Origin of the sequence: Actinoplanes sp. NPDC051346, assembly GCF_040682215.1 — a bacterium.
Classification (GTDB): domain Bacteria; phylum Actinomycetota; class Actinomycetes; order Mycobacteriales; family Micromonosporaceae; genus Actinoplanes.
Genome location: NZ_JBFBAJ010000007.1, coordinates 159,798 through 177,686, shown reverse-complemented (window position 1 = coordinate 177,686; position 17,889 = coordinate 159,798). Strand labels below are relative to the sequence as shown.

16 protein-coding genes are annotated in these 17,889 nt (G+C 70.2%); 7 read left to right on the top strand and 9 right to left on the bottom strand.

Features of this window, described 5'->3' with window-relative positions; genetic code table 11:
- Positions 1 to 27: 27 nt before the first annotated feature.
- The gene (locus AB0M36_RS19225) at positions 28 to 636 is read right to left on the bottom strand and encodes a DoxX family membrane protein (RefSeq protein ID WP_364159213.1); all 609 of its coding nucleotides are present in this window, start codon (positions 634 to 636) and stop codon (positions 28 to 30) included.
- A 57-nt stretch (positions 637 to 693) separates the two neighbouring features.
- On the opposite strand from AB0M36_RS19225, the gene AB0M36_RS19220 reads away from it, so the two are divergent.
- Positions 694 to 1,173 (top strand): N-acetyltransferase, encoded by a 480-nt coding sequence (locus AB0M36_RS19220; protein WP_364159211.1) that lies wholly within the window; start codon positions 694 to 696, stop codon positions 1,171 to 1,173.
- Here the strand turns inward: AB0M36_RS19220 and AB0M36_RS19215 are convergent.
- Together AB0M36_RS19215 and AB0M36_RS19210 are read right to left on the bottom strand one after the other, a co-directional pair.
- Positions 1,170 to 2,372: an ATP-binding protein gene (locus AB0M36_RS19215; protein ID WP_364159208.1), complete on the bottom strand. Its 1,203-nt coding sequence runs from the start codon at positions 2,370 to 2,372 to the stop codon at positions 1,170 to 1,172. The two genes, AB0M36_RS19220 and AB0M36_RS19215, sit on opposite strands and share 4 nt — an antisense overlap.
- Before the next feature lie 91 nt (positions 2,373 to 2,463).
- Entirely contained in the window at positions 2,464 to 3,186 is a 723-nt protein-coding gene (locus tag AB0M36_RS19210) for a hypothetical protein (protein WP_364159206.1), read from the bottom strand.
- A 173-nt stretch (positions 3,187 to 3,359) separates the two neighbouring features.
- On the opposite strand from AB0M36_RS19210, the gene AB0M36_RS19205 reads away from it, so the two are divergent.
- Positions 3,360 to 4,073, top strand: a complete 714-nt coding sequence (locus AB0M36_RS19205) for a prepilin peptidase (RefSeq protein ID WP_364159203.1) — start codon at positions 3,360 to 3,362, stop codon at positions 4,071 to 4,073.
- A 33-nt stretch (positions 4,074 to 4,106) separates the two neighbouring features.
- Here the strand turns inward: AB0M36_RS19205 and AB0M36_RS19200 are convergent, their stop codons facing one another.
- From AB0M36_RS19200 to AB0M36_RS19180, 5 genes are all read right to left on the bottom strand, one after another.
- The gene (locus AB0M36_RS19200) at positions 4,107 to 7,283 is read right to left on the bottom strand and encodes a UvrD-helicase domain-containing protein (RefSeq protein ID WP_364159201.1); all 3,177 of its coding nucleotides are present in this window, start codon (positions 7,281 to 7,283) and stop codon (positions 4,107 to 4,109) included.
- Positions 7,284 to 8,058: 775 nt separating this feature from the next.
- Entirely contained in the window at positions 8,059 to 9,669 is a 1,611-nt protein-coding gene (locus tag AB0M36_RS19195; protein ID WP_364159198.1) for a metallophosphoesterase, read from the bottom strand.
- A 2-nt stretch (positions 9,670 to 9,671) separates the two neighbouring features.
- Positions 9,672 to 9,947, bottom strand: a complete 276-nt coding sequence (locus AB0M36_RS19190) for a MoaD/ThiS family protein (protein ID WP_364159639.1) — start codon at positions 9,945 to 9,947, stop codon at positions 9,672 to 9,674.
- Positions 9,948 to 10,198: 251 nt separating this feature from the next.
- Entirely contained in the window at positions 10,199 to 11,242 is a 1,044-nt protein-coding gene (gene moaA / locus AB0M36_RS19185; RefSeq protein WP_364159637.1) for a GTP 3',8-cyclase MoaA, read from the bottom strand.
- Between the two features lie 676 nt (positions 11,243 to 11,918).
- Positions 11,919 to 12,800 carry a fructosamine kinase family protein gene (locus AB0M36_RS19180; RefSeq protein ID WP_364159195.1) on the bottom strand — a complete coding sequence of 294 codons (882 nt, stop codon included), beginning with the start codon at positions 12,798 to 12,800 and terminating at the stop codon, positions 11,919 to 11,921.
- 56 nt (positions 12,801 to 12,856) lie between these two features.
- Here AB0M36_RS19180 and AB0M36_RS19175 point away from each other — a divergent pair, with 56 nt between their 5' ends.
- Positions 12,857 to 13,360, top strand: a complete 504-nt coding sequence (locus AB0M36_RS19175; protein WP_364159192.1) for a GNAT family N-acetyltransferase — start codon at positions 12,857 to 12,859, stop codon at positions 13,358 to 13,360.
- Between the two features lie 144 nt (positions 13,361 to 13,504).
- Entirely contained in the window at positions 13,505 to 15,256 is a 1,752-nt protein-coding gene (locus tag AB0M36_RS19170) for a DUF4192 domain-containing protein (protein WP_364159189.1), read from the top strand.
- Positions 15,257 to 15,304: 48 nt separating this feature from the next.
- Here the strand turns inward: AB0M36_RS19170 and fdhD are convergent, their stop codons facing one another.
- Positions 15,305 to 16,132: a formate dehydrogenase accessory sulfurtransferase FdhD gene (fdhD, locus tag AB0M36_RS19165; protein ID WP_364159186.1), complete on the bottom strand. Its 828-nt coding sequence runs from the start codon at positions 16,130 to 16,132 to the stop codon at positions 15,305 to 15,307.
- Between the two features lie 433 nt (positions 16,133 to 16,565).
- Here fdhD and AB0M36_RS19160 point away from each other — a divergent pair, with 433 nt between their 5' ends.
- From AB0M36_RS19160 to AB0M36_RS19150, 3 genes are all read left to right on the top strand, one after another.
- Entirely contained in the window at positions 16,566 to 17,165 is a 600-nt protein-coding gene (locus AB0M36_RS19160; RefSeq protein WP_364159183.1) for an NTP transferase domain-containing protein, read from the top strand.
- Between the two features lie 155 nt (positions 17,166 to 17,320).
- Entirely contained in the window at positions 17,321 to 17,587 is a 267-nt protein-coding gene (locus AB0M36_RS19155) for a DUF6457 domain-containing protein (RefSeq protein ID WP_364159180.1), read from the top strand.
- A gap of 95 nt (positions 17,588 to 17,682) precedes the next feature.
- Positions 17,683 to 17,889, top strand: a 207-nt coding sequence (locus tag AB0M36_RS19150; protein WP_364159177.1) for a hypothetical protein, incomplete at its 3' end; no start/stop codon positions are given.

Sequence of the window (17,889 nt, the reverse complement as noted above, 5' to 3'; positions counted from 1 at the left end):
TGCATCGCGGGACGGTCCCGCGGGCGACTATCCGGGCAGCTTGCGGGCGGCCGCCGCGGACAGGGCCGCGATCTTCGCCTCGCGCTTCGCCGTCCGCACCGCCCGCCGCGCGGACCGCTGCGAACGCTCGACCGCGTGGCTCACAGACCGCTGCGAGCGTTCGACCGCGTGGCTCACGGACCGCTGCGAGCGGCCGAGCGCGTGCGTGGTCCTGTACTTCAGGCCCGGCTTGCCCTGGGTGTCGACCGCCGCGAGCAGCAGACCGCCGAGCAGGCCGAGGTTCTTGAGGAAGTGGATCTGGTGCTGCTCGCGTTCGGGCTGCGGCAGCGTCCAGAACGGGTGGCCCGCGAGGGTGGTCGGGACGAGACCGGCGGCGAGCACCGCGGCGGCCGGGCGGGTGAACCTGCCGGTGGCCAGCAGCAGTCCGGCGGCGACGTCGCTGCCGGCCTTGAGTCGGACCAGGGTGCGCGCGTCGCTGGGCAGGCGCGGATCCACCTTTTCGATCATCGGTCCGACCTTGTCGGTCACCCGCTTGGCGGCGGTGACCTTCGAATCGGGGTTGAGCACGATGCGGGCTCCGCTGACGACGAAGATGGCACCGAGCATGGCACGGGCTGCTGCGCGTACGGGCTTCATAGCACCGTTATACCCGCGTTGTCCGATGACCAACTCGGAGCTGACTAGGGTGCGTTCATGAATCTTCGCGTCGAGCGGCCGGGCGACGCCGGTCCCGTCTGGGCGGTGTTGACGGCGGCCTTCCCCACCGACGCGGAGGCCCGCCTGGTGGACGCGCTCCGCGACACCGACTCATGGCTGCCCGGCCTGTCGGTGGTTGCCGAGGAGAACGGCCGGGTCGTCGCGTACGCCCTGCTCAGCCGGATCACCGTGGGTTCGGACCCGGCGCTCGCCCTCGGACCGGTCGCCGTGCTGCCCGGCGAGCAGCGGCGCGGCCTCGGCGCGGCGGTGATCTCCGAGGTGCTCAAGCTCGCGACCGTCGCCGGAGAGCGGCTGGTGCTCGTTCTCGGGGACCCGGCCTACTACCGGCGTTTCGGGTTCACGCCGGCGATGCCGTACGGAATAACCAGCCCGTGGTCCCACCTCGGCGACGCCTGGCAGGTCCTGGCCCTGAACGGCGCGGAGGCCAAATATCCCGCGCCGTGGCACGAGGTCTAAGGCTGAGTGCGCAGGTAGCGGCCGAAGTGCGGGACTGTGAACGCGACCGTGCCGCGCTCCCCCGAGTAGATCAGTCCCTTCTTGATCAGGGCGTCGCGCGCGGGTGACAGGCTCGCCGGTCGCCGGGACAGCGACGCCGCGATCTCCGACGTGGGCACGGCCGCGTCCATGTCGTGGTCGGTCTCGCCGGACAGCGCCGCCATGGCCCGCATGTACTCGCGTTCCGCCGGGGTCGCGCGCTCGAAGCGGGAGCCGAAGAAGCCCACGGCGAGCTCCGCCTCGGCCTCCGGGGCGGCCACCCGGACGTCCTCCGCGGTCACCGGCGAGGTCGGCGCGTGGTCCCAGGTCGCCTTCCCGTACGCCTGGACGAAGTAGGGGTATCCGCCCGACTTCTCGTAGAGCAGGTCGAGCGCCTTGGCCTCGTACTCGACGTCCTCGCGCGCCGCCGGGGCGCACAGTGCCCGGTCTGCCGCGATGCGGTCGAGCCGGTCGATGCGTTGGTAGCGGAACAGCCGCTCGGAATACGACTTGGCGGCGGACAGCACGGCGGGCAGGTGCGGCAGGCCGGCGCCGACCACGATCAGCGGCGCGCCGAGCTGCGACAGCTCGTGGCAGGCGGCGCAGAGCGCGGACACGTCCGCCGCGCCGAGGTCCTGCATCTCGTCGATGAACAGGGCGATGCCCGTGCCGACGTCCGTGGCCAGCGACGCGGCGTCGGTGAAGAGCTCGACCAGGTCGATCTCGATGTCGCCGGAGTCGGCTCGTCCCCGGGCGGCCGGCACGTCGATGCCGGGGGTCCACCGGTCGCGCAGCTTGGCGTTCGCGTCGTTGGCGCGCAGGGCGAAGGCCTTGAGCACGGCGAGCACCTCGTCGACCCGGTCGGGGTTGCGGTGGTGCGGGGTCAGCTCCCGGATGGCCATGTGCAGCGCGGCCGAGACCGGGCGGCGCAGCGACTGGTCGGGACGTGCCTCGATCTTGCCGGTGCCCCAGAGCCGACCGATCGCCGCCGACCGCAGCGTGTTGAGCAGCACGGTCTTGCCGACTCCGCGGAGGCCGGTGAGGACGAGGCTGCGCTCGGGGCGCCCGCGGGCCACCCGTTCCAGGACGACGTCGAAGGCGTCCAGCTCGCGGCCGCGTCCGGCCAGCTCGGGCGGGCGCTGGCCGGCGCCGGGTGCGTACGGATTCCGGACCGGATCCACGGATAGCACCGTATCGGGCTGTCTAGCCGAAAAGCTAGAGTCGTCTATTCGTGGCGTGTATAGAGCTTTCTAGCAAATAACCTAGAGACCCCTAGCTCACGCCATACTCGCGGAGGCAGAGCACGAAGTCGAGGCTGTCCAGCTCACTGTCGTAGAAGTACCACTTGGAGTACTTGGCGACCTTTCCGCACTTGTCCTCGGCGTCCGCCTCCCCCGTCGTGCGGCCGTCGACCCGCTTGAGCACCTCATAGGTGCCGTTGGCACAGACCACGATCTTCAGCTCCGGGTTGTCGTCGGCGCGGCTCTCGTTGCGGACGCACTGGCCTTTCCGGACGAAGCGGGCATCTTCACTGGTCTGCGGCTCCGGGGCGGCGACCTGGTTGGTCGCGGTGGTCGCCGGCACGGTCGGGCCGCCCTCACCCGCCCCAGGCTTGTCGCTTCGGGACACGAGCCACGCGGTGGTGCCCAGCCCACCGCAGATCAGCAGACCCAGCACGAAGACCAGGGCGACAATCGGGGTGTTCCGCCGCTTCCGGGGCAATGACAACGGCTGCGACGGCTGCTGCGGCGGCTGGTGCTGCCAGCCGGGCGGCGAGGTGTGCAGCGGCGCACCGGTATAGGGCGGCGGGGTGTAGGACGATCCGGTGATCGGCACCGACATCGACTGCCCGCCCCAGCTGGAATCCTCGGGCGGCGACGCGGTGCCCGCGGCGTCACCCCACGGATCGGACGGTTGCGTGTACGGCTCGTCGGACCCCGACGAGCCGCCGGTCGGCGGCCAGCCCTGGCTGGGATACGGGCCGTTCTGCGACATCGGGATTTCCTCCAGGCGGTTTTCGCTGTACGCCACCGTAGCGTTTCCGGTCGGCGCGCTCCCTCCCGGAATCGCGCCGACCGATGCTCAACCGCCCAAGCAGGAGGTTGCGGCCCGCTTTTGTCGGCAACAAGACGCGCCAGGGGCGTCCGCCGCGGATACCGTTGCGCCCCATGACCGTTGCGGTTGCCGTCTGCTCGGCCGTCTTCGGCGGCGCCGCGGCCGCCTTCCTCCCCCGCGTCGCGGACCGCCTCGCGGTGCCGCGAGGCACACCACCCCGGTCCGCCTGCGCTCACTGCGCCAAGCCCTTCCCCCAATGGGTACGCGCCGGAGCGTCATGCGTCTGCGCCAGCCGACCGTTGTGGACGGTGTCCGCCGGCGCGCTGATCGCGGGCCTGCTCGGTGCCACGATCGGCCCGGCGCCGCTGCTGGTGGTTCTGCTGCCGGTGGCGATCCTCGGCGTCCTGCTCGCGTTGATCGACCTGCGCTGCCGGCGCCTGCCCGACCCGCTGGTCGCCGCGCTGGCGGCCGCCACGGTGCTCCCGCTCGGCGCCGGCGCCCTGATCGCCGGGGAGGCGGGGCGGATCGGGCGGGCCGGGGTGGCAGCGGTGCTGTGCGGTGCGGCGTACCTGATCATCGCCCTGCTCCCTGGCAACGGCCTCGGCCTCGGCGACGTCAAGCTGGCGACCGTCCTGGGTTTCGTCCTCGGCTTCGCCGGCTGGCCGGCGGTGGCGGTCGGCCTGGCGGCGGCACACCTGATCAACGGCCCGGTGGCGCTCGCCCTGCTCATCGCCAGACGCGCGACCCGGCACACGGCGCTGCCGTTCGGCCCGGCCCTGCTGGCCGGAGCCCTGATCGGCGTAACTCTGCCCGCCGCGCTCGCCTAGAGCAGGCGCAACTGCCGGTCCTGCCGCGCTTGTCTAGAGCAGGCGCAGCTGCCGGTCCTTCGGGCGCGACGGCACCGTGTCGCCCATGCGCTCGAACAGGCCCGCGTCGATCGCGTCCAGGAACGGCGTCGGCGACTGCTCGCGCTCGCTGCCATGCCGGAAGCGCCGGGCCGCGTGGCTGACATAGAGCCGGTCCTGGGCCCGGGTCAGGCCCACGAAGAAGAGCCGGCGCTCCTCGGCGGCGTCGTCCTCGGACGGGGTCGTGCCCGGCCAGCGCAGCGGCAGCAGCCCGTCCTCGCAACCGACGAGGAACACCACCGGGAACTCGAGCCCCTTCGCCGCGTGCAGCGTGAGCAGGTTGACCGCCTCGGCCCGCGGATCCAGGGCGTCGATCTCCGCCCCGGTGGCGATCTCCTGCAGAAAGCGCGGAAGATCGTCGCCCAGGCGTTGGGCCAGCGGCATGAGCAGGTCGACCGCCGTCCAGATGTCCTCCGGGGCGAGCTGCTCCGCGTCGAGTGTCGGCGCGGCGTACCGCTGGGCCAACACCTGCGCGCTGGACCTGACGCGCGCCGTGAGCGAGCCGCCCGGGCCGTCCGCGAGCCGCAACTCCCGCGCGATCACCTGCACCCCGGCACGGTCCCGCAGGCGGTTGTGCGAGCGCTTCTGCACCGGTACGCCCGCGCGCGACAGCGCGTCCACCACGGCCCGCGCCTGCGAGTCGGTGCGATAGAGCACCGCGATGTCCGAGAAGGACAGCGTTCCGGGTGCCACCGCCCGCGAGTCGACCCGGCCCGAGTCGAGCGAGCGGTGCGACAACCCGCCGACCAGCTCGTCGACCGTACGCACGACGAAATCGGCCTCGTCCGCGACGCTGGCCGCGAAGTACCGCCCGACCAGCGGCGACTCGGGGTTGACCCGGGCCGGATCCAGCCGGCGGCCGCTGACCAGCGAGGTCGGCGCGATCGCCTGCACCGCGGCGGCGAGGATCGGCGCCGACGACCGGTAGTTGCGGGTGAGCCGCACCAGCCGGGCATCGGTGAAGTCCTCGGCGAACCGCAGGAAGTAGCCGACGTCCGCGCCCCGGAAGGAATAGATCGCCTGGTCCGGGTCGCCGATCGCGCACAGGTTTCCGTCCGCGGGACTCAGCAGCCGCAGCAGCTCGTACTGGGTGTCGTCGACGTCCTGATACTCGTCCACGAAGATCCATTGCCACTGCCGCCGGTACCGTTCGACCAGCGCGGGATCGTCGCGCAGCAGCGCCACGGGCACGGTGAGCAGGTCGTCCAGGTCGACCAGATCCTGCTGACGCAGCAGCTTCGTGTACGCCGCGTCGTCGTCCCCGGCCTGCTCCCGGGCCGAGGCCCGCTCGGCGTCGTCGGCGATCCGCCACCCGGCACCCAGCCCGGCCGCCTTCGCGTTCTCCTTGAGAATGGTCAGGCCTACCGAGTGGAAGGTGCCGACGGTGATGTCCTCGGCGACGTCACCCATCAGCGCGTCGAGCCGGGCCCGCATCTCCTCGGCCGCCCGCCGGGTGAAGGTGATCGCCAGGCAGCGGTGCGGAAAGACATTCAGCTCGGCACACAGGTACGCGATCCGGTGCGTCAGCGTCCGCGTCTTGCCGGTCCCCGGCCCCGCCACGATGAGCAGCGGCCCCCCGGGCGCCGACGCGGCCACCCGCTGCATGGCGTCCAGCCGGTCGAGCAACCCGGTGCCGACCTCCTCCATGCCGGCAAGCATCGGCTCGAACGGCTCATGCGGCGACGCGGGCGGCTGAATCGGCGGCGCCTTCTTCTTGACCGGCTCCTTGACCTTCGGCACCGGCGCACGGCCGATGGCCGGCTCGGTCCTGCGCTGCTGCGGCACCGGCAGGGGAACCATGTCGAACAGGGTCTCGGCCTGCGGTGCGCTCTGCCGGGTCCGCAACTCGCCGGGCTCGAACAGGGTGATGACGCCGTACTCGCCGTCGTACCCGGGAACGCGCTTCACCTCGCCGCGCCGCAGCCGCGTGACCGCCTCCCGCAGGTTCTCCCCACCCTGCCGGCCGATCTCGTCGACCGGAACCTTGCGCAGGATGTCCAGCTCGGAGCCGAGCGTCGCCACCAGATGGTGAAGTTGCCCCTCGACGGTCTTCGACTTCGGCCCCACCCCGTTGATCTCGCCCACGATCTCGGCGAGCTGAATCAGGTGCTCGACGGTCTGCGGCCGCGCGGGTGCGTTGTCGCGGTCGGCCAGATCCTCGACCCGGCTCAGCACGCCGACGGTCAGCGGCTTGCCACACTCGGGGCACCGCCCACCGGCCGCCCGCGTGCGGGCAGGCTCCCAGTTCACCCCGCACGCCCGATGCCCGTCGGCGTGGTACTTGCCCTCCTCGGGGAAGAACTCGATCGTGCCGGCGAGACCCCGGCCGTCCTTCACCGCGAAGTAGTCCGGCGTACCGGAGAAAAGCGTGGCCTCCCGGGCGAGCGCCGCCGGCGAATGCGCGTCCGAGTTGGAAACCAGCCGGTACCGGTCGAGGCTCGAAACCCGCCAGTTCATCTCCGGATCGGAGGATAGGCCGGTCTCGACGGCGGTGATGTGCTCGGCCAGGTCCGCATAGCAGTCGGCGATCGCATCGAAACCGGATTTGGATCCGAGCGCCGAGAACCACGGCGTCCAGATGTGCGCGGGCACCAGATAGCCGTCGGGGCTGGCCTCCAGCACGATCTCCAGCAGATCCCGCGAGTCGAGCCCCAGAATCGGCCGGCCGTCGGCCGTCAGATTCCCAATCCGCCCCAACGCCGCGTTGAAGCGCGCGGCCGCGTCGAGGTCGGGCAGGTAGACAAGATGATGGACCTTCCGCGTACGGTCGTCGCGCTTGTAGATCGTAGAGATCTCGACGCTGAGCATGAACCGGGCGGGGGCGGTGCCCTGCAGCGAGCCGGGAAGGCGGCGGGTGACGTCCTGCTCGGCCTCGGCGCTCAGCCGGAAGAGGCCGGGCTCAGAGGCGGGCCGCAGGTTCTCCCTCAGGTGATCGAACCAGGCCGGATGGGTGAAGTCCCCGGTTCCCAGCAGCGCGATGCCCTTGCGGCGGGCCCACCAGGCCAGGTTGGGAAGGGTGAGGTCACGGCTGCAAGCACGCGAATACCGAGAGTGGATGTGGAGATCCGCGACGTACGTGTCCGCGACGTTCGTGTCCGCGGCAACCGAGGACCCTGCGCTGTCCGAGGGCACGCTGCATCCTGTCACGGGCCCGCCGCGCGCCTGAAGCCGCCACGCGCGAAGTGACATAACCGATCCACGATTGAATCCTGCGGAGATCATCGTCGTGGCTCGGGGATCCACCCGAGATTCACTTCTAAGAGGTACGGCGGTTGCGCAGAGTAACGTCACTGCTGGGGTTCGGGGGGTTTTGTTGTTGATTGTGAGCTGGTGAGCACGTCGACTCGGGTCCCGCTTGGCGGTTGTTCCACTCGCCACCACGGGCACGGACTCGTCTGGCCTGGGGTCGTCTGGCCTGGGGTCGTCTGGCCTGGGGTCGTCTGGCCTGGGGTCGTCTGGCCTGGAGTCGTCTGGCCTGGAGTCGTCTGGCCTGGAGTCGTCTGGCCCGGACTCGTCTGGCCCGACGAGGCGGCGCCGGCGGGCGTCGGGTGTGACCGCGTCAGATCCACGTCCGGTTCTGAGTCGCTTGGGTGTGACCGCGTCAGATCCACGTCCGGTTCTGAGTCGCTTGGGTGTGACCGCGTCAGATCTACGACCGGTTCCGAGTCGCTCGGGCCGGCCCGGCCGGAGAGCCGGTTTCTACGCCTTCGACCATCTGCACGGCATCCCCGCCTACTCCGGCCCGCTCGCGACGGCGGCGCCGTCACGGTCGCCACCGACGGGATGCGATCACACTCGCCAAGGACCTCGCGGGGGCCCGGGGCGAGGGTCGGCCCGCCGGCGCCGCGCTGCGGGCTGCTAGGCGACCGGGCCGTAGCGGACCGGACTCGCGCCGGGAATCGTCGGCTTACAGGGTGCGAAGCTCGATGACGGTCACCTGAGGCGGCGCCCCCACCCGAACCGGCGGACCCCAGAACCCGGCGCCGTTGGTCACATAGACGGGCACCCCGTCCACCTTGCCGAGCCCGCTCACGACCGGCTGCTCCAGCCTGACCAGCAGGTTGAAAGGAACCATCTGACCGCCGTGCGTGTGCCCGGAGACCTGGAGGTCGACGCCGAAAGGAGCGGCTTCCTTGGCGGCGATCGGCTGGTGCGCCATGAGCACGACAGGACGCGCCGGATCACGGTCCCCGAGCGCCCGCTCGAAATCGGGCCCGTCACCGAAGGCGGCGCCACCGATATCGTTCACCCCGGCCAGATCCAGCCCACTCACCTCGAGCCGCTCGTTGCGCAACGGCCGAATCCCGAGCCGAGCCACCTCCGCGACCCACTCGGAGTAGCCGGAGTAGTACTCGTGATTCCCGGTAACGAAATACGCCCCCCGCCGCGACCGAATATCGGCCAGCGGCGCCGCGAACCGCCCGAGCTCGCCCACGGTCCCGTCGACGAGATCCCCCACCACGCAGACAATGTCGGCATCGACTGAGTTGATGAGCCGAACGATCCGCTCGGCGTGCCGCACGCCGGTCAGCGGCCCGAGATGGATGTCGGAGACCACGGCGAGCCGGGTGCCATCCATCGCACGGGGAAGCTTGGCCAGGGAGATATGCACCCGGTCAAGCTGGGGGTCACCGAGCGCGTTCTTGACGCCGTAGCCGGTAAGGCCCGCCGCGGTGAGCCCGGCGAAGATGGCGGCACCGCGCGCGAGCAGAAGCCGCCGATCAATACCGGGCGGTTCGTTCTGGGCGGTGGTGTTCTCCTCGGCGGGGCTGCTGGTCTTGGTGCTGTCCGGGTTCGCGGGGCTGCTGTCCGGGTTCGCGGCGTTGGTGGGGCTGGTACCGGTGCTGGTTGCGTCGGCGGCGGTGCCGATGGCGGTGCGGTTTGCTTTGGCGATGCCCTTGGTGGCGCTGCTGGTGGCTTGGGCGGCGCTGCTGGTGGCGTTGGTGGCGCTGCTGGTCGCTTGGGCGGCGGTGCTGGTCGCTTGGGCGGCGGTGCTGGTCGCTTTGGCGGCGGTGCTGATGGCGGTGCTGTCCGGGTTCGCGGGGCTGCCGGTCGCGGTGCTGTTCGCGCTGGCCGGGCGGCTAGGCGCGCTGGCGTTCGTGCTGGCGCCGCCCGCGTGAGACGGCGACTCGGTTTCTCGATAGGAATCATCTCGATCGGAGTCCCCGAGACGACTGTCAGCCGTTCCGCCACGTGCGGCAGCTTCGCGAACTCCGGGAGCCGCCTTCGAGCGGAGCCAAAGGTTGGCGACGAGGCGTGGGATCTCCAGAGCAGTCAGGACTACCAGCAGGTAGAACATCAACGCGACCCAGAGGTAGCCGGGCCAGGCCAGCCACTTCGCGTAGCCGCTTCGGACACCGATCAACGTCGCGGGCGCCAGGAACGCCAGCAGAAGGATGACGACACCGCCGGCACGACGAGCCCGGACCCCGCGCAGCGGATCGCGGACAAGGCGCTTCCAGAGGTAGAGGTGGACCAGGCCGAAGACGACGATAATTACCGCTGCGAACCCGATCAAGCTCAACCCCCCGCAAACGGTGGCAAGACATCGACGGTCGCCCCGGCGGGCAAAGCCACCTGTCGATCATGACAGGTAAGGCCGTTCACGAGAAAGCTGGCGGCCTTGAGTACGAGAGCGAGCCGCTCGCCGTGGCGCCCGCTCAGCAGGACGGTGAGCTCGTCGAGCGAGGAGGCTTCGACGGTCTCCTCGCTGGTGTTCCCGGCTGCCGCCCGCGCGCCGGCGAAATACCGGACCCGAATCGGCCGGGCTGCGAGGTCGGCGCTGCGGGCCACCACAGAGGGGTCTCCGGTGAGGGCGAGCTGAGTGTCCGACACCGAAGTCGCTCCTGCGTCCCCGCCGGTCCCCGGCGTCATGTGCGAGTTCTGGCTAGTCCCGGCCTCGGCGTGCGAGTCCTGGCTAGTCCCGGCCTCGGCGTGCGAGTCCTTCACGACCGTCGCGCCAACGTCCTGGTTGGCGCCGACTGATTCGTGCGCGTTCTGGTGGGACTTGAAGCTTGCGGGTGCATCGGCGTCTGGGCGAAGCATGATCATCCGCCGATCGCGGACATCGGGCGGGCGGGTTGCAGGAACGTCGGGTCGTCGATTCCGTGGCCGGCCTTCTTGCCCCACATCGCGGCGCGCCAGGCGTTGGCGATCTCGTCGTCCGATGCGGTGCCCCGAAGCAGCCCACGCAGATCCGACTCGCCATTGGCGAACAAGCAGTTGCGCACCTGTCCGTCCGCGGTCAACCGGGTGCGGTCGCAATCGCCGCAGAAAGGCCTGGTCACGCTGCCGATGACGCCAACCCGAGCCGGATTTCCCGCCGCATCGACATAGCCGGGCACCAGCCAGGTCTCCGCCGGCGCTGTTCCACGTGAAACCGGATCGGCCTGCAACCCATAAGGCTCCAACGAAGCGAGAATCGCCGCAGCCGTGACCATCTCGCGCCGCTCCCACTTGTGCTGCGCGTCGAGCGGCATCTGCTCGATGAACCTCAACTCGTACCCGTGATCCAGCGCGAACCGCAGCAGCTCCGGCGCCTCGTCGTCGTTGATGCCCCGCATCAACACGGTATTGATCTTCACCGGCGTGAGCCCGGCAGCCACAGCGCCGGCCAACCCCTTGAGCACGTCGGCGTGCCGATCGCGATGAGTGAGCTCCTCGAACCGGGCCGGCGACAGCGTGTCGAGCGAGACATTCACCCGATCGAGCCCGGCGTCGCGCAACGGCTGGGCAAGCCGCTCGAGCCCGATGCCGTTCGTCGTGATTGAGAGTCTCGGCCGTGGCCGCAGCGCCGCAGCCGCAGCCACAATGCCGACAAGCCCTCGACGGATGAGCGGCTCCCCGCCGGTAAAGCGCACCTCAGTAACGCCCAGTCGCTCGACCGCGATCCGGATGAGGCGACCCACCTCGTCATCGCTGAGCTGCTGCTCCCGCGGCATCCACGCCAGGCCCTCTTCGGGCATGCAGTAGGTGCACCGCAGATTGCAACGGTCTGTCAACGACACGCGAAGATCGGTCGCGACGCGTCCGAACCGGTCGGCAAGCAACCCACCCCCGCGCACGAAACCCCGCGGCGGCACGATGGGCATGGCAAGCTCGGTCACTGGTCGAACGTAGCGCTTGGATACGACATTTGCCGTCGCCTGTATCGCACTGCGATACACCGCACGCCGGTCCATCCGCGAATCCGCCCAACTTGCCTCACGATTGCACCGCTTCCACCCATCTCCGGAGCACGTTCAAACCCACGCCCACGCCCACGCCTGCGCCCAGGCCGCTTTGCCGTGACGCCCGACTAACGCGTCCGATGCCCGATTTGTGTGTCCGTTCATCCCAGAACGCACTCTCGATCGATGGCGCCGTCGCTCCCGCCTTACCGACCACCTCGTTACACCGCTAACCAGAAAGATCAGCTTCCGACCGATAGCCACGTGATCCCCGGAGCCACGTCCTGCCCCACCTGTCTCGGCGGAGCGCGGCGGCCCAGCCCCAGCCCCGTGGGGGAAGAACTGGACGGCTTTACGGGCGGTTAGCTCCAGGCCCAGTCCCAGACAGCACCGGGGCCACGTAGGCGATGAGCTTTGCCATGTCCCCAGACCCAGACCCACGCCGAGACCATGCCCAGGCCGAGACCCACGCCCACGCCGAGGCCCAGACCAGGCCCAGGCCGAGACCCACGCCCACGCCGAGGCCGAGACCACGCCGAGGCCGAGACCATGCCAAGGCCGAGGTCCCAAGTCCAGACCAAGCCAGCCTGTCGGGTCTCTAATGTCCGAGTAGCGTGTCCGCCGCCGCCCGTACGGCCCCGCGATACCCCTCGCCGAACGCGGCCGTATGCACCAACAGCAGGTGAAGCTGATGCAGAGGGATGCGTGCGCGCCACCCTTCCCCCAACGGCCATACCTCGTCATACGCCGAGATCACCGCTTCGAGGTGCGGCACTCCGCCGAACAACGCCAGCTGCGCCAGGTCGGTCTCGCGATGCCCACCATGAGCGGCGGGATCCACGAGCCAAGCCCGCCCGTCCGCGCCCCACAGCACGTTGCCCGGCCACAGGTCGCCATGGATTCGGGCGGGAGATTCCTCCCCGCCGTACCTGTCGATCCCCGAGAGGACGCGTTCGACCACCGCGACATCCGCAGCGGAGAGCGCACCGCGGTCGGCTGAGGTCCTCAGGTACGGCCGCAACCGACGCTCCGCGAACCACTCACCCCACGGACCCGCCGAGGGCGTGTTGTCCTGTGGCAACGGCCCGATGAACCCGGTCCACCCGGCCCCGAAGCTGTCCGCCCCCGCCCGGTGGAGGCCGGCCAACTCCCGCCCGAACCGCTCGGCACCTGCCCGCGTCGCCGGACCCGGATCCACCCATTCGAGCGCGAGCATCTCGTCGAGCGCGACGATCACCTCGGGAACCGGGACCGCGTCGGCCTCCCGCAGCCACGCGAGCCCAGCCGCCTCGGTAACGAAGAAGTGCTCGGGTGGCTCGCCAGCCGGCCACGTCTTCGCGAAGAGCGACGATCCGTCGTCCAAGGTCAGGCGGGACGCTCGGCAGACATCACCTCCTCCAACGGGGGTCTCCCGAATCCGCTGGTGAGTCAGAAATGTCGGGAGATGCTGCGGGTGCGTGCGCAGATACGGCAGATCCACCGCCTTATCTTCCACTTCGGGTTACGGCGTGCCCGATTCGGAGTCAAAATGTCGGCATGACACCTGTCGCTGTGCGTTCGTACCGGCCGAGCGACCACAGTGCCGGCCGGCGCCTATGGGCGGAGTTGACGGCCCAGCACAACCAGATGTACGGCGATCCGTCCGATGACGGCGGAGCCGGCTTCGAGGAGTATCTGACCCGCCTCGACCTGGGCGGCCTGTGGGTCGCCGACCACGCGGACGACGGCGTGGTCGGCCTGGTGGGCCTCATCATCCGGGGGCGCGCGGGCGAGGTCGAGCCGGTCGTGGTGACCGCCTCGCATCGACACAAGGGCGTCGGTCGCAAGCTGCTGCGACACGTCGCGCAGGAAGCCAAGAAGCGCAACATGCAGGCCCTGACGATCTCTCCCGCCTCGCGCAACGTGGACGCCATCCGCAGCCTGCACGCGGCCGGCTACGACGTTGTGTCGTCGATCGAGTTGACGATGGACCTCGATCGCCATCCGCACGACTGGCAGAAAGAGGGCCTGGAGTTGCACGAGCTTCAATTCCGCTCCTAAGTCTCGGCGGCCGGTGGCGTCCAGCCGGATTGGCAGCTTGGCATGCGGGGCGACCCGCGAATCGGTTATCCACAGCGCAGGGTTATCCACAGGCCGCGGCTTCTGGCACGCGGCCTTCGGCCGTTCTCGGCCAACCTGCTCGCCATGACGAAGCTGAAAGTGCGCACCCCGGCCGAGCTGATCGCGGCGGTGCCGTTCCTGATCGGTTTCCACCCGACGGACAGCCTGGTTGTCGCCGCGGTGAAGGACGCGAAGCTCGCGTTCGCGGCCCGCATCGACCTCCCGGAACCCGGCGTTCCCGACCTTGAGGCCCGGGCGCCGGTCCTCCATCTCGCCACGCTCATCGTCGAACAGTGCCCCGAAGCCATAGCCCTCATCGGGTACGGGCGCAGCGACCGCGTGACCCCGTCGCTCCTCCACCTGTCCGACGCCCTGAAGAAGGCAGGTGTGCGGATCATCGACGAGTTCCGCGTGGCCGGCGGGCGGTACTGGTCGTATCTGTGCACCAATCCGACCTGCTGTCCCGAGGACGGAAGGCCGTGCGACCCGCCGGACAGCGTGCTGGCTACAGAGGCGACCTTCGCGGGAGCAGTCGCCCTGCCGAGCCGTAAGGACCTGGAAGCACAACTCGCGCCGGTGACCGGAGTGGAGCGGGCGGCCATGGACTCTGCGGATGACCGAGCGATGGCCCGGCTGCTCGATCTGCTGCGGCAGGAGCCGGCGCAGGAGGGTGGCCCGGCTGCCCCGGTCGAGGAGGGTGACGTGGCTGCCCCGGCCGAGGAAGGAGGGGCGGCTGCACCGGCCGATGAGCGGAGCCGGTGTGAGCGCCTGATGCTGCGGGCGGGCCGGACGGCTATCCGCTCGGCGGAGCGGCGCTACCGCTCCGGTGGTCGACTGTCTGACGAGGAGGTGGCTTGGCTCGGCTACCTGCTGACCTCGTTGCCGGTACGCGACTACGCCTGGATCCGCAGCGGCACCGACGACTGGCAGGTCGCGCTCTGGTCGGACATGGTGCGCCGGGTCGCCCCTGGGCGTGTTCCTGCACCGGCCTCGCTGCTCGCCTTCATCGCATGGCGTGCCGGCATGGGCGCCCTGTCGGCCATCGCGGTGGAGCGCGCCCTCGAGGCCGACCAGCACTACTCGCTGGCCGTGACGATGAATGCCACGCTGTACTCGGCAGTTTCGCCGTCAGTAGTGGCCGGTTGGCCGACACCGACGGGCCGGCCCGCGCCGACGGAGCCCGGCGGCGCCTGGCCTGGGGAACTCCACCGCGCCGAATCGGGAAGCAACCCTTCCGGCTCTGACACGCACGAGAACGGCCCGAACACCCAGCCGTACGGGTCAGGCACCGAGGCGATCAGCCAGTCATCGAACGCAACCTGCGGCACGGCAGGCGGGCCGGAGATCCGAGACAGCGAGGTCGGCGGGCCGGAGAGCCGAGACAGCGAGGTGGGCTGGCCGGAGAGCCGAAGCAGCGAGGTGGGCTGGCCAGAGAGCCGAAGCAGCGAGGTGGGCAGGCCACAGAGCCGAAGCAGCGAGGTCAGCGGACCGGAAAGCCGGGGCAGGGAGGAAGGTATTGCGACGAGTCAAAGCCCCGGGGAGGCGATGGTGGAGCCGAGCGGCGAGGCAAGACGGACGGCGGGGCCGGGGAGCAAGGCTCACCAAACGGCGGAGCAAGGCAACGGCGTAAGCCAGACGCCGAAATCTGGCAGTGGCCGGCAGGGCAGTCCAATTGGGGAAATGCAAAAACCCCGCTGTCACATCGCAGGTCCCCACCGTCGCTGGACAAAGCCAGGCGGCGAAACGCGGTCTTGGGGTCGACCCGAGCGGCCCTCAAGCCGCGAGACCACCTTCGACGGCACCGAACAACGTCGAACCACCCACCGCCGGCCGTGATCTCGCCGAGTCTGCTCAGGATCAGTGAGGGCCGCGGATGCAGCGAACTCAGCCGGTTACACGATGCGATCCCGCATAGACATTCATCGACTGGCCCCGCAGGAATCCGACGAGGGTCATTCCCGCCTCGTCCGCCAGTTCCGCCGCGAGCGTGCTGGGCGCGGAGACCGCCGCCAACACTGGGATTCCGGCCATCCAGGCCTTCTGGGCCAGTTCGAAGCTGGCCCGTCCGGACACGAGCAGCACATGTCCCGAGAGCGGCAGACGGCCCTCGCGGAGCGCCCATCCGATGACCTTGTCGACCGCGTTGTGCCGTCCGACGTCCTCGCGGAGCATGACCAGTTCTCCGCTGGTGTCGAAAAGGCCGGCCGCGTGCAGTCCGCCCGTACGGTCGAATGCCCGCTGAGCGGCGCGTAGCTTGCCGGGAAGCTCGGTCAGGGTTCGCGCGGCGACCGACGTCTCGTCGGCTCCCACGTCGAAGCGCGAACGGGTGCGGACGGCGTCGATGCTGGCCTTCCCGCACACGCCGCACGAACTGGTCGTGTAGAAGTTGCGACTCGGATCGGTAGCCGGCGGCGGCACATGATCGCCCAGCATCATGTCGACAACGTTGTACGTGTTGGGCGCGTCGGTGCCGGCGCACAGCTGGGCGGTGACGACGTCGGAGGCTGTCTGGATGATGCCCTCCGTGAGCAAGAATCCCATCGCAAGGTCGATGTCCTGGCCCGGCGTACGCATGGTGACGGCGAGCGGCTTCTTGCGCAGCCGGATTTCCAGCGGCTCCTCAGCGGCCAGGTCATCGAGCCGCCGTTGCGGCCCGCCGGACGCGTCCAGGTCGATCTTCGTCACGGTTCGCCGGTTCGTCGTCCGCGCCATGTCGCCAGCCTAGGGTCAGCCGTCCGCACCCGACGGCGAGCACTGGCGCCCTACCTGATCACCTGCGGCGGGACGGAGCCCTATCGCCTGGGGTCTGATCGCCTGGGGCGGGACGGGGCCGATCGCCTGGGGCGGGGCCCGATCGCCTAGGGGCCCGATCGCCTGGGGCAGGGCGGGGCCTGATTGCTTAGGACGGGACGGGCCTGACGCCCTGCGCCTGCAAGCCGGGGAGGTCTCACATGATGTCGGGAGGGGGGTGTCGCATGAGGTCGGGCCGCTGCCCGGCCAGGAGGGATGGCGCTCAGGACTGAACGGGAGTGCGTCGCGAAATCTTCGGTCGTTCGGCACTCGGCGGCGGCGATCTGCACGCCTTCTCCGGGTTGTCGGGCTCCGCGCGGTCACGCTGGCGGGCTCGGCGGGATACGGTACGTACGTGGGGGGATTCGCGGCGGTGGTGCTGGCCGGCGGTGCGGCGCGTCGGATGGGTGGTGCGGACAAGGCTGCCATCCCGGTGGCTGGACAGTCGATGCTGACGCGTGTGCTCGCCGCGGTGCACGACGCCGACCCTCAGGTGGTGGTCGGTCGGGTGCCGCCTGACCTGCCCGTCCAGGTGGCGTCCACCAGTGAGGAGCCGCGGGGCGGTGGCCCTGTGGCGGCCACGGCGGCCGGGCTCGCGCTCGTGCCGCAGGATGTCAGTTTCACCGCGTTGCTCGCCGCGGACTTGCCATTGCTGACCGGCGAGGCGATCGACGTGCTGCGCCTCACCGTCGAGTCCGCGCCGCTGGAGGGCGCGGTCTACCGCGACGCGGAGGGGCGTCGACAGGCGCTGTGTGGGGTCTGGCGAACAAGCGCATTGCGAGAGGCCGTCGGCAAACTCGCCGAGGAACGCGGAGGCCTGCACGGCGCCTCAATGCGTGCGCTCCTGGAACACCTGCGCTTCATCGAGGTCTCATGGCGACGCCCCGGCCCGCCACCTTGGTTCGACTGCGACACCGACGACGACCTGCGAACCGCTGAGGAGTGGGCTCGGTGAGCGTTGTCGGCGGCGTCGGTGGCCTGCGGATCGCTGAGGAGTGGGTCCGGTGAGCGTTGTCGGCGGCGTCGGTGGCCTGCGGATCGCTGAGGAGTGGGTCCGGTGAGCGTTGTCGGCGGCGTCGGTGCCCAGCGGATTGCCGAGGAACGGGTCTCGTGAACGTCCTCGACGAATGGATCAAGGTGGTTGTGGCCGAGCTGGGCCTCAGCTCCGCTGACGCGGCAGCGGCACCAGATCGGGCCGGGTCAGCTACGGCGCTGGTGCTGGACTTGGCCAGGGACGTCGCGCACAACGTGGTACGCCCAGGAGCGCCGGTCTCGGCATACCTGATGGGCATCGCCGTGGGCCGTGGCGCTGACCCCGCAGACGTCGCCGCCCGGCTGAGCGAGCTAGCCAAGAACTGGCCCGCCGACAATCAGTGACACCGATCCCGACGCCCCCGAAGACCCCCCCAGAACCAGCAGCACTGGCACTCCCCCCAGGCCGGGACGCCCAGCAGCCCGGCGCGGGGTGCCGGTTGGGCACAGGACACTGCCTGAGCGCGGAATGCCGGCTGGCCGCGGGGCGCCGGCTGGGCGCGGGGCGCCGGCTGGGCGCGGGGCGCCGGCTGGGCGCGGGACGCCGGCTGGGCACAGGACGCTGGGTGCGGGGCACCGGCTGGCCGCGGGACGCCGGCTGGCCGCGGGACGCCGGTTGGGCGCGGGACGCCGGCTGGGCGCGGGAG

Excerpts from the sequence above, each read along its gene's own strand:
- AB0M36_RS19225 (WP_364159213.1), bottom strand. The coding sequence starts at position 636 with ATGAAGCCCGTACGCGCAGCAGCCCGTGCCATGCTCGGTGCCATCTTC.
- AB0M36_RS19220 (WP_364159211.1), top strand. The coding sequence starts at position 694 with ATGAATCTTCGCGTCGAGCGGCCGGGCGACGCCGGTCCCGTCTGGGCG.
- AB0M36_RS19210 (WP_364159206.1), bottom strand. The coding sequence starts at position 3,186 with ATGTCGCAGAACGGCCCGTATCCCAGCCAGGGCTGGCCGCCGACCGGC.
- AB0M36_RS19205 (WP_364159203.1), top strand. The coding sequence starts at position 3,360 with ATGACCGTTGCGGTTGCCGTCTGCTCGGCCGTCTTCGGCGGCGCCGCG.
- moaA (WP_364159637.1), bottom strand. The coding sequence starts at position 11,242 with ATGCCCATCGTGCCGCCGCGGGGTTTCGTGCGCGGGGGTGGGTTGCTT.
- AB0M36_RS19175 (WP_364159192.1), top strand. The coding sequence starts at position 12,857 with ATGACACCTGTCGCTGTGCGTTCGTACCGGCCGAGCGACCACAGTGCC.
- AB0M36_RS19170 (WP_364159189.1), top strand. The coding sequence starts at position 13,505 with ATGACGAAGCTGAAAGTGCGCACCCCGGCCGAGCTGATCGCGGCGGTG.
- fdhD (WP_364159186.1), bottom strand. The coding sequence starts at position 16,132 with ATGGCGCGGACGACGAACCGGCGAACCGTGACGAAGATCGACCTGGAC.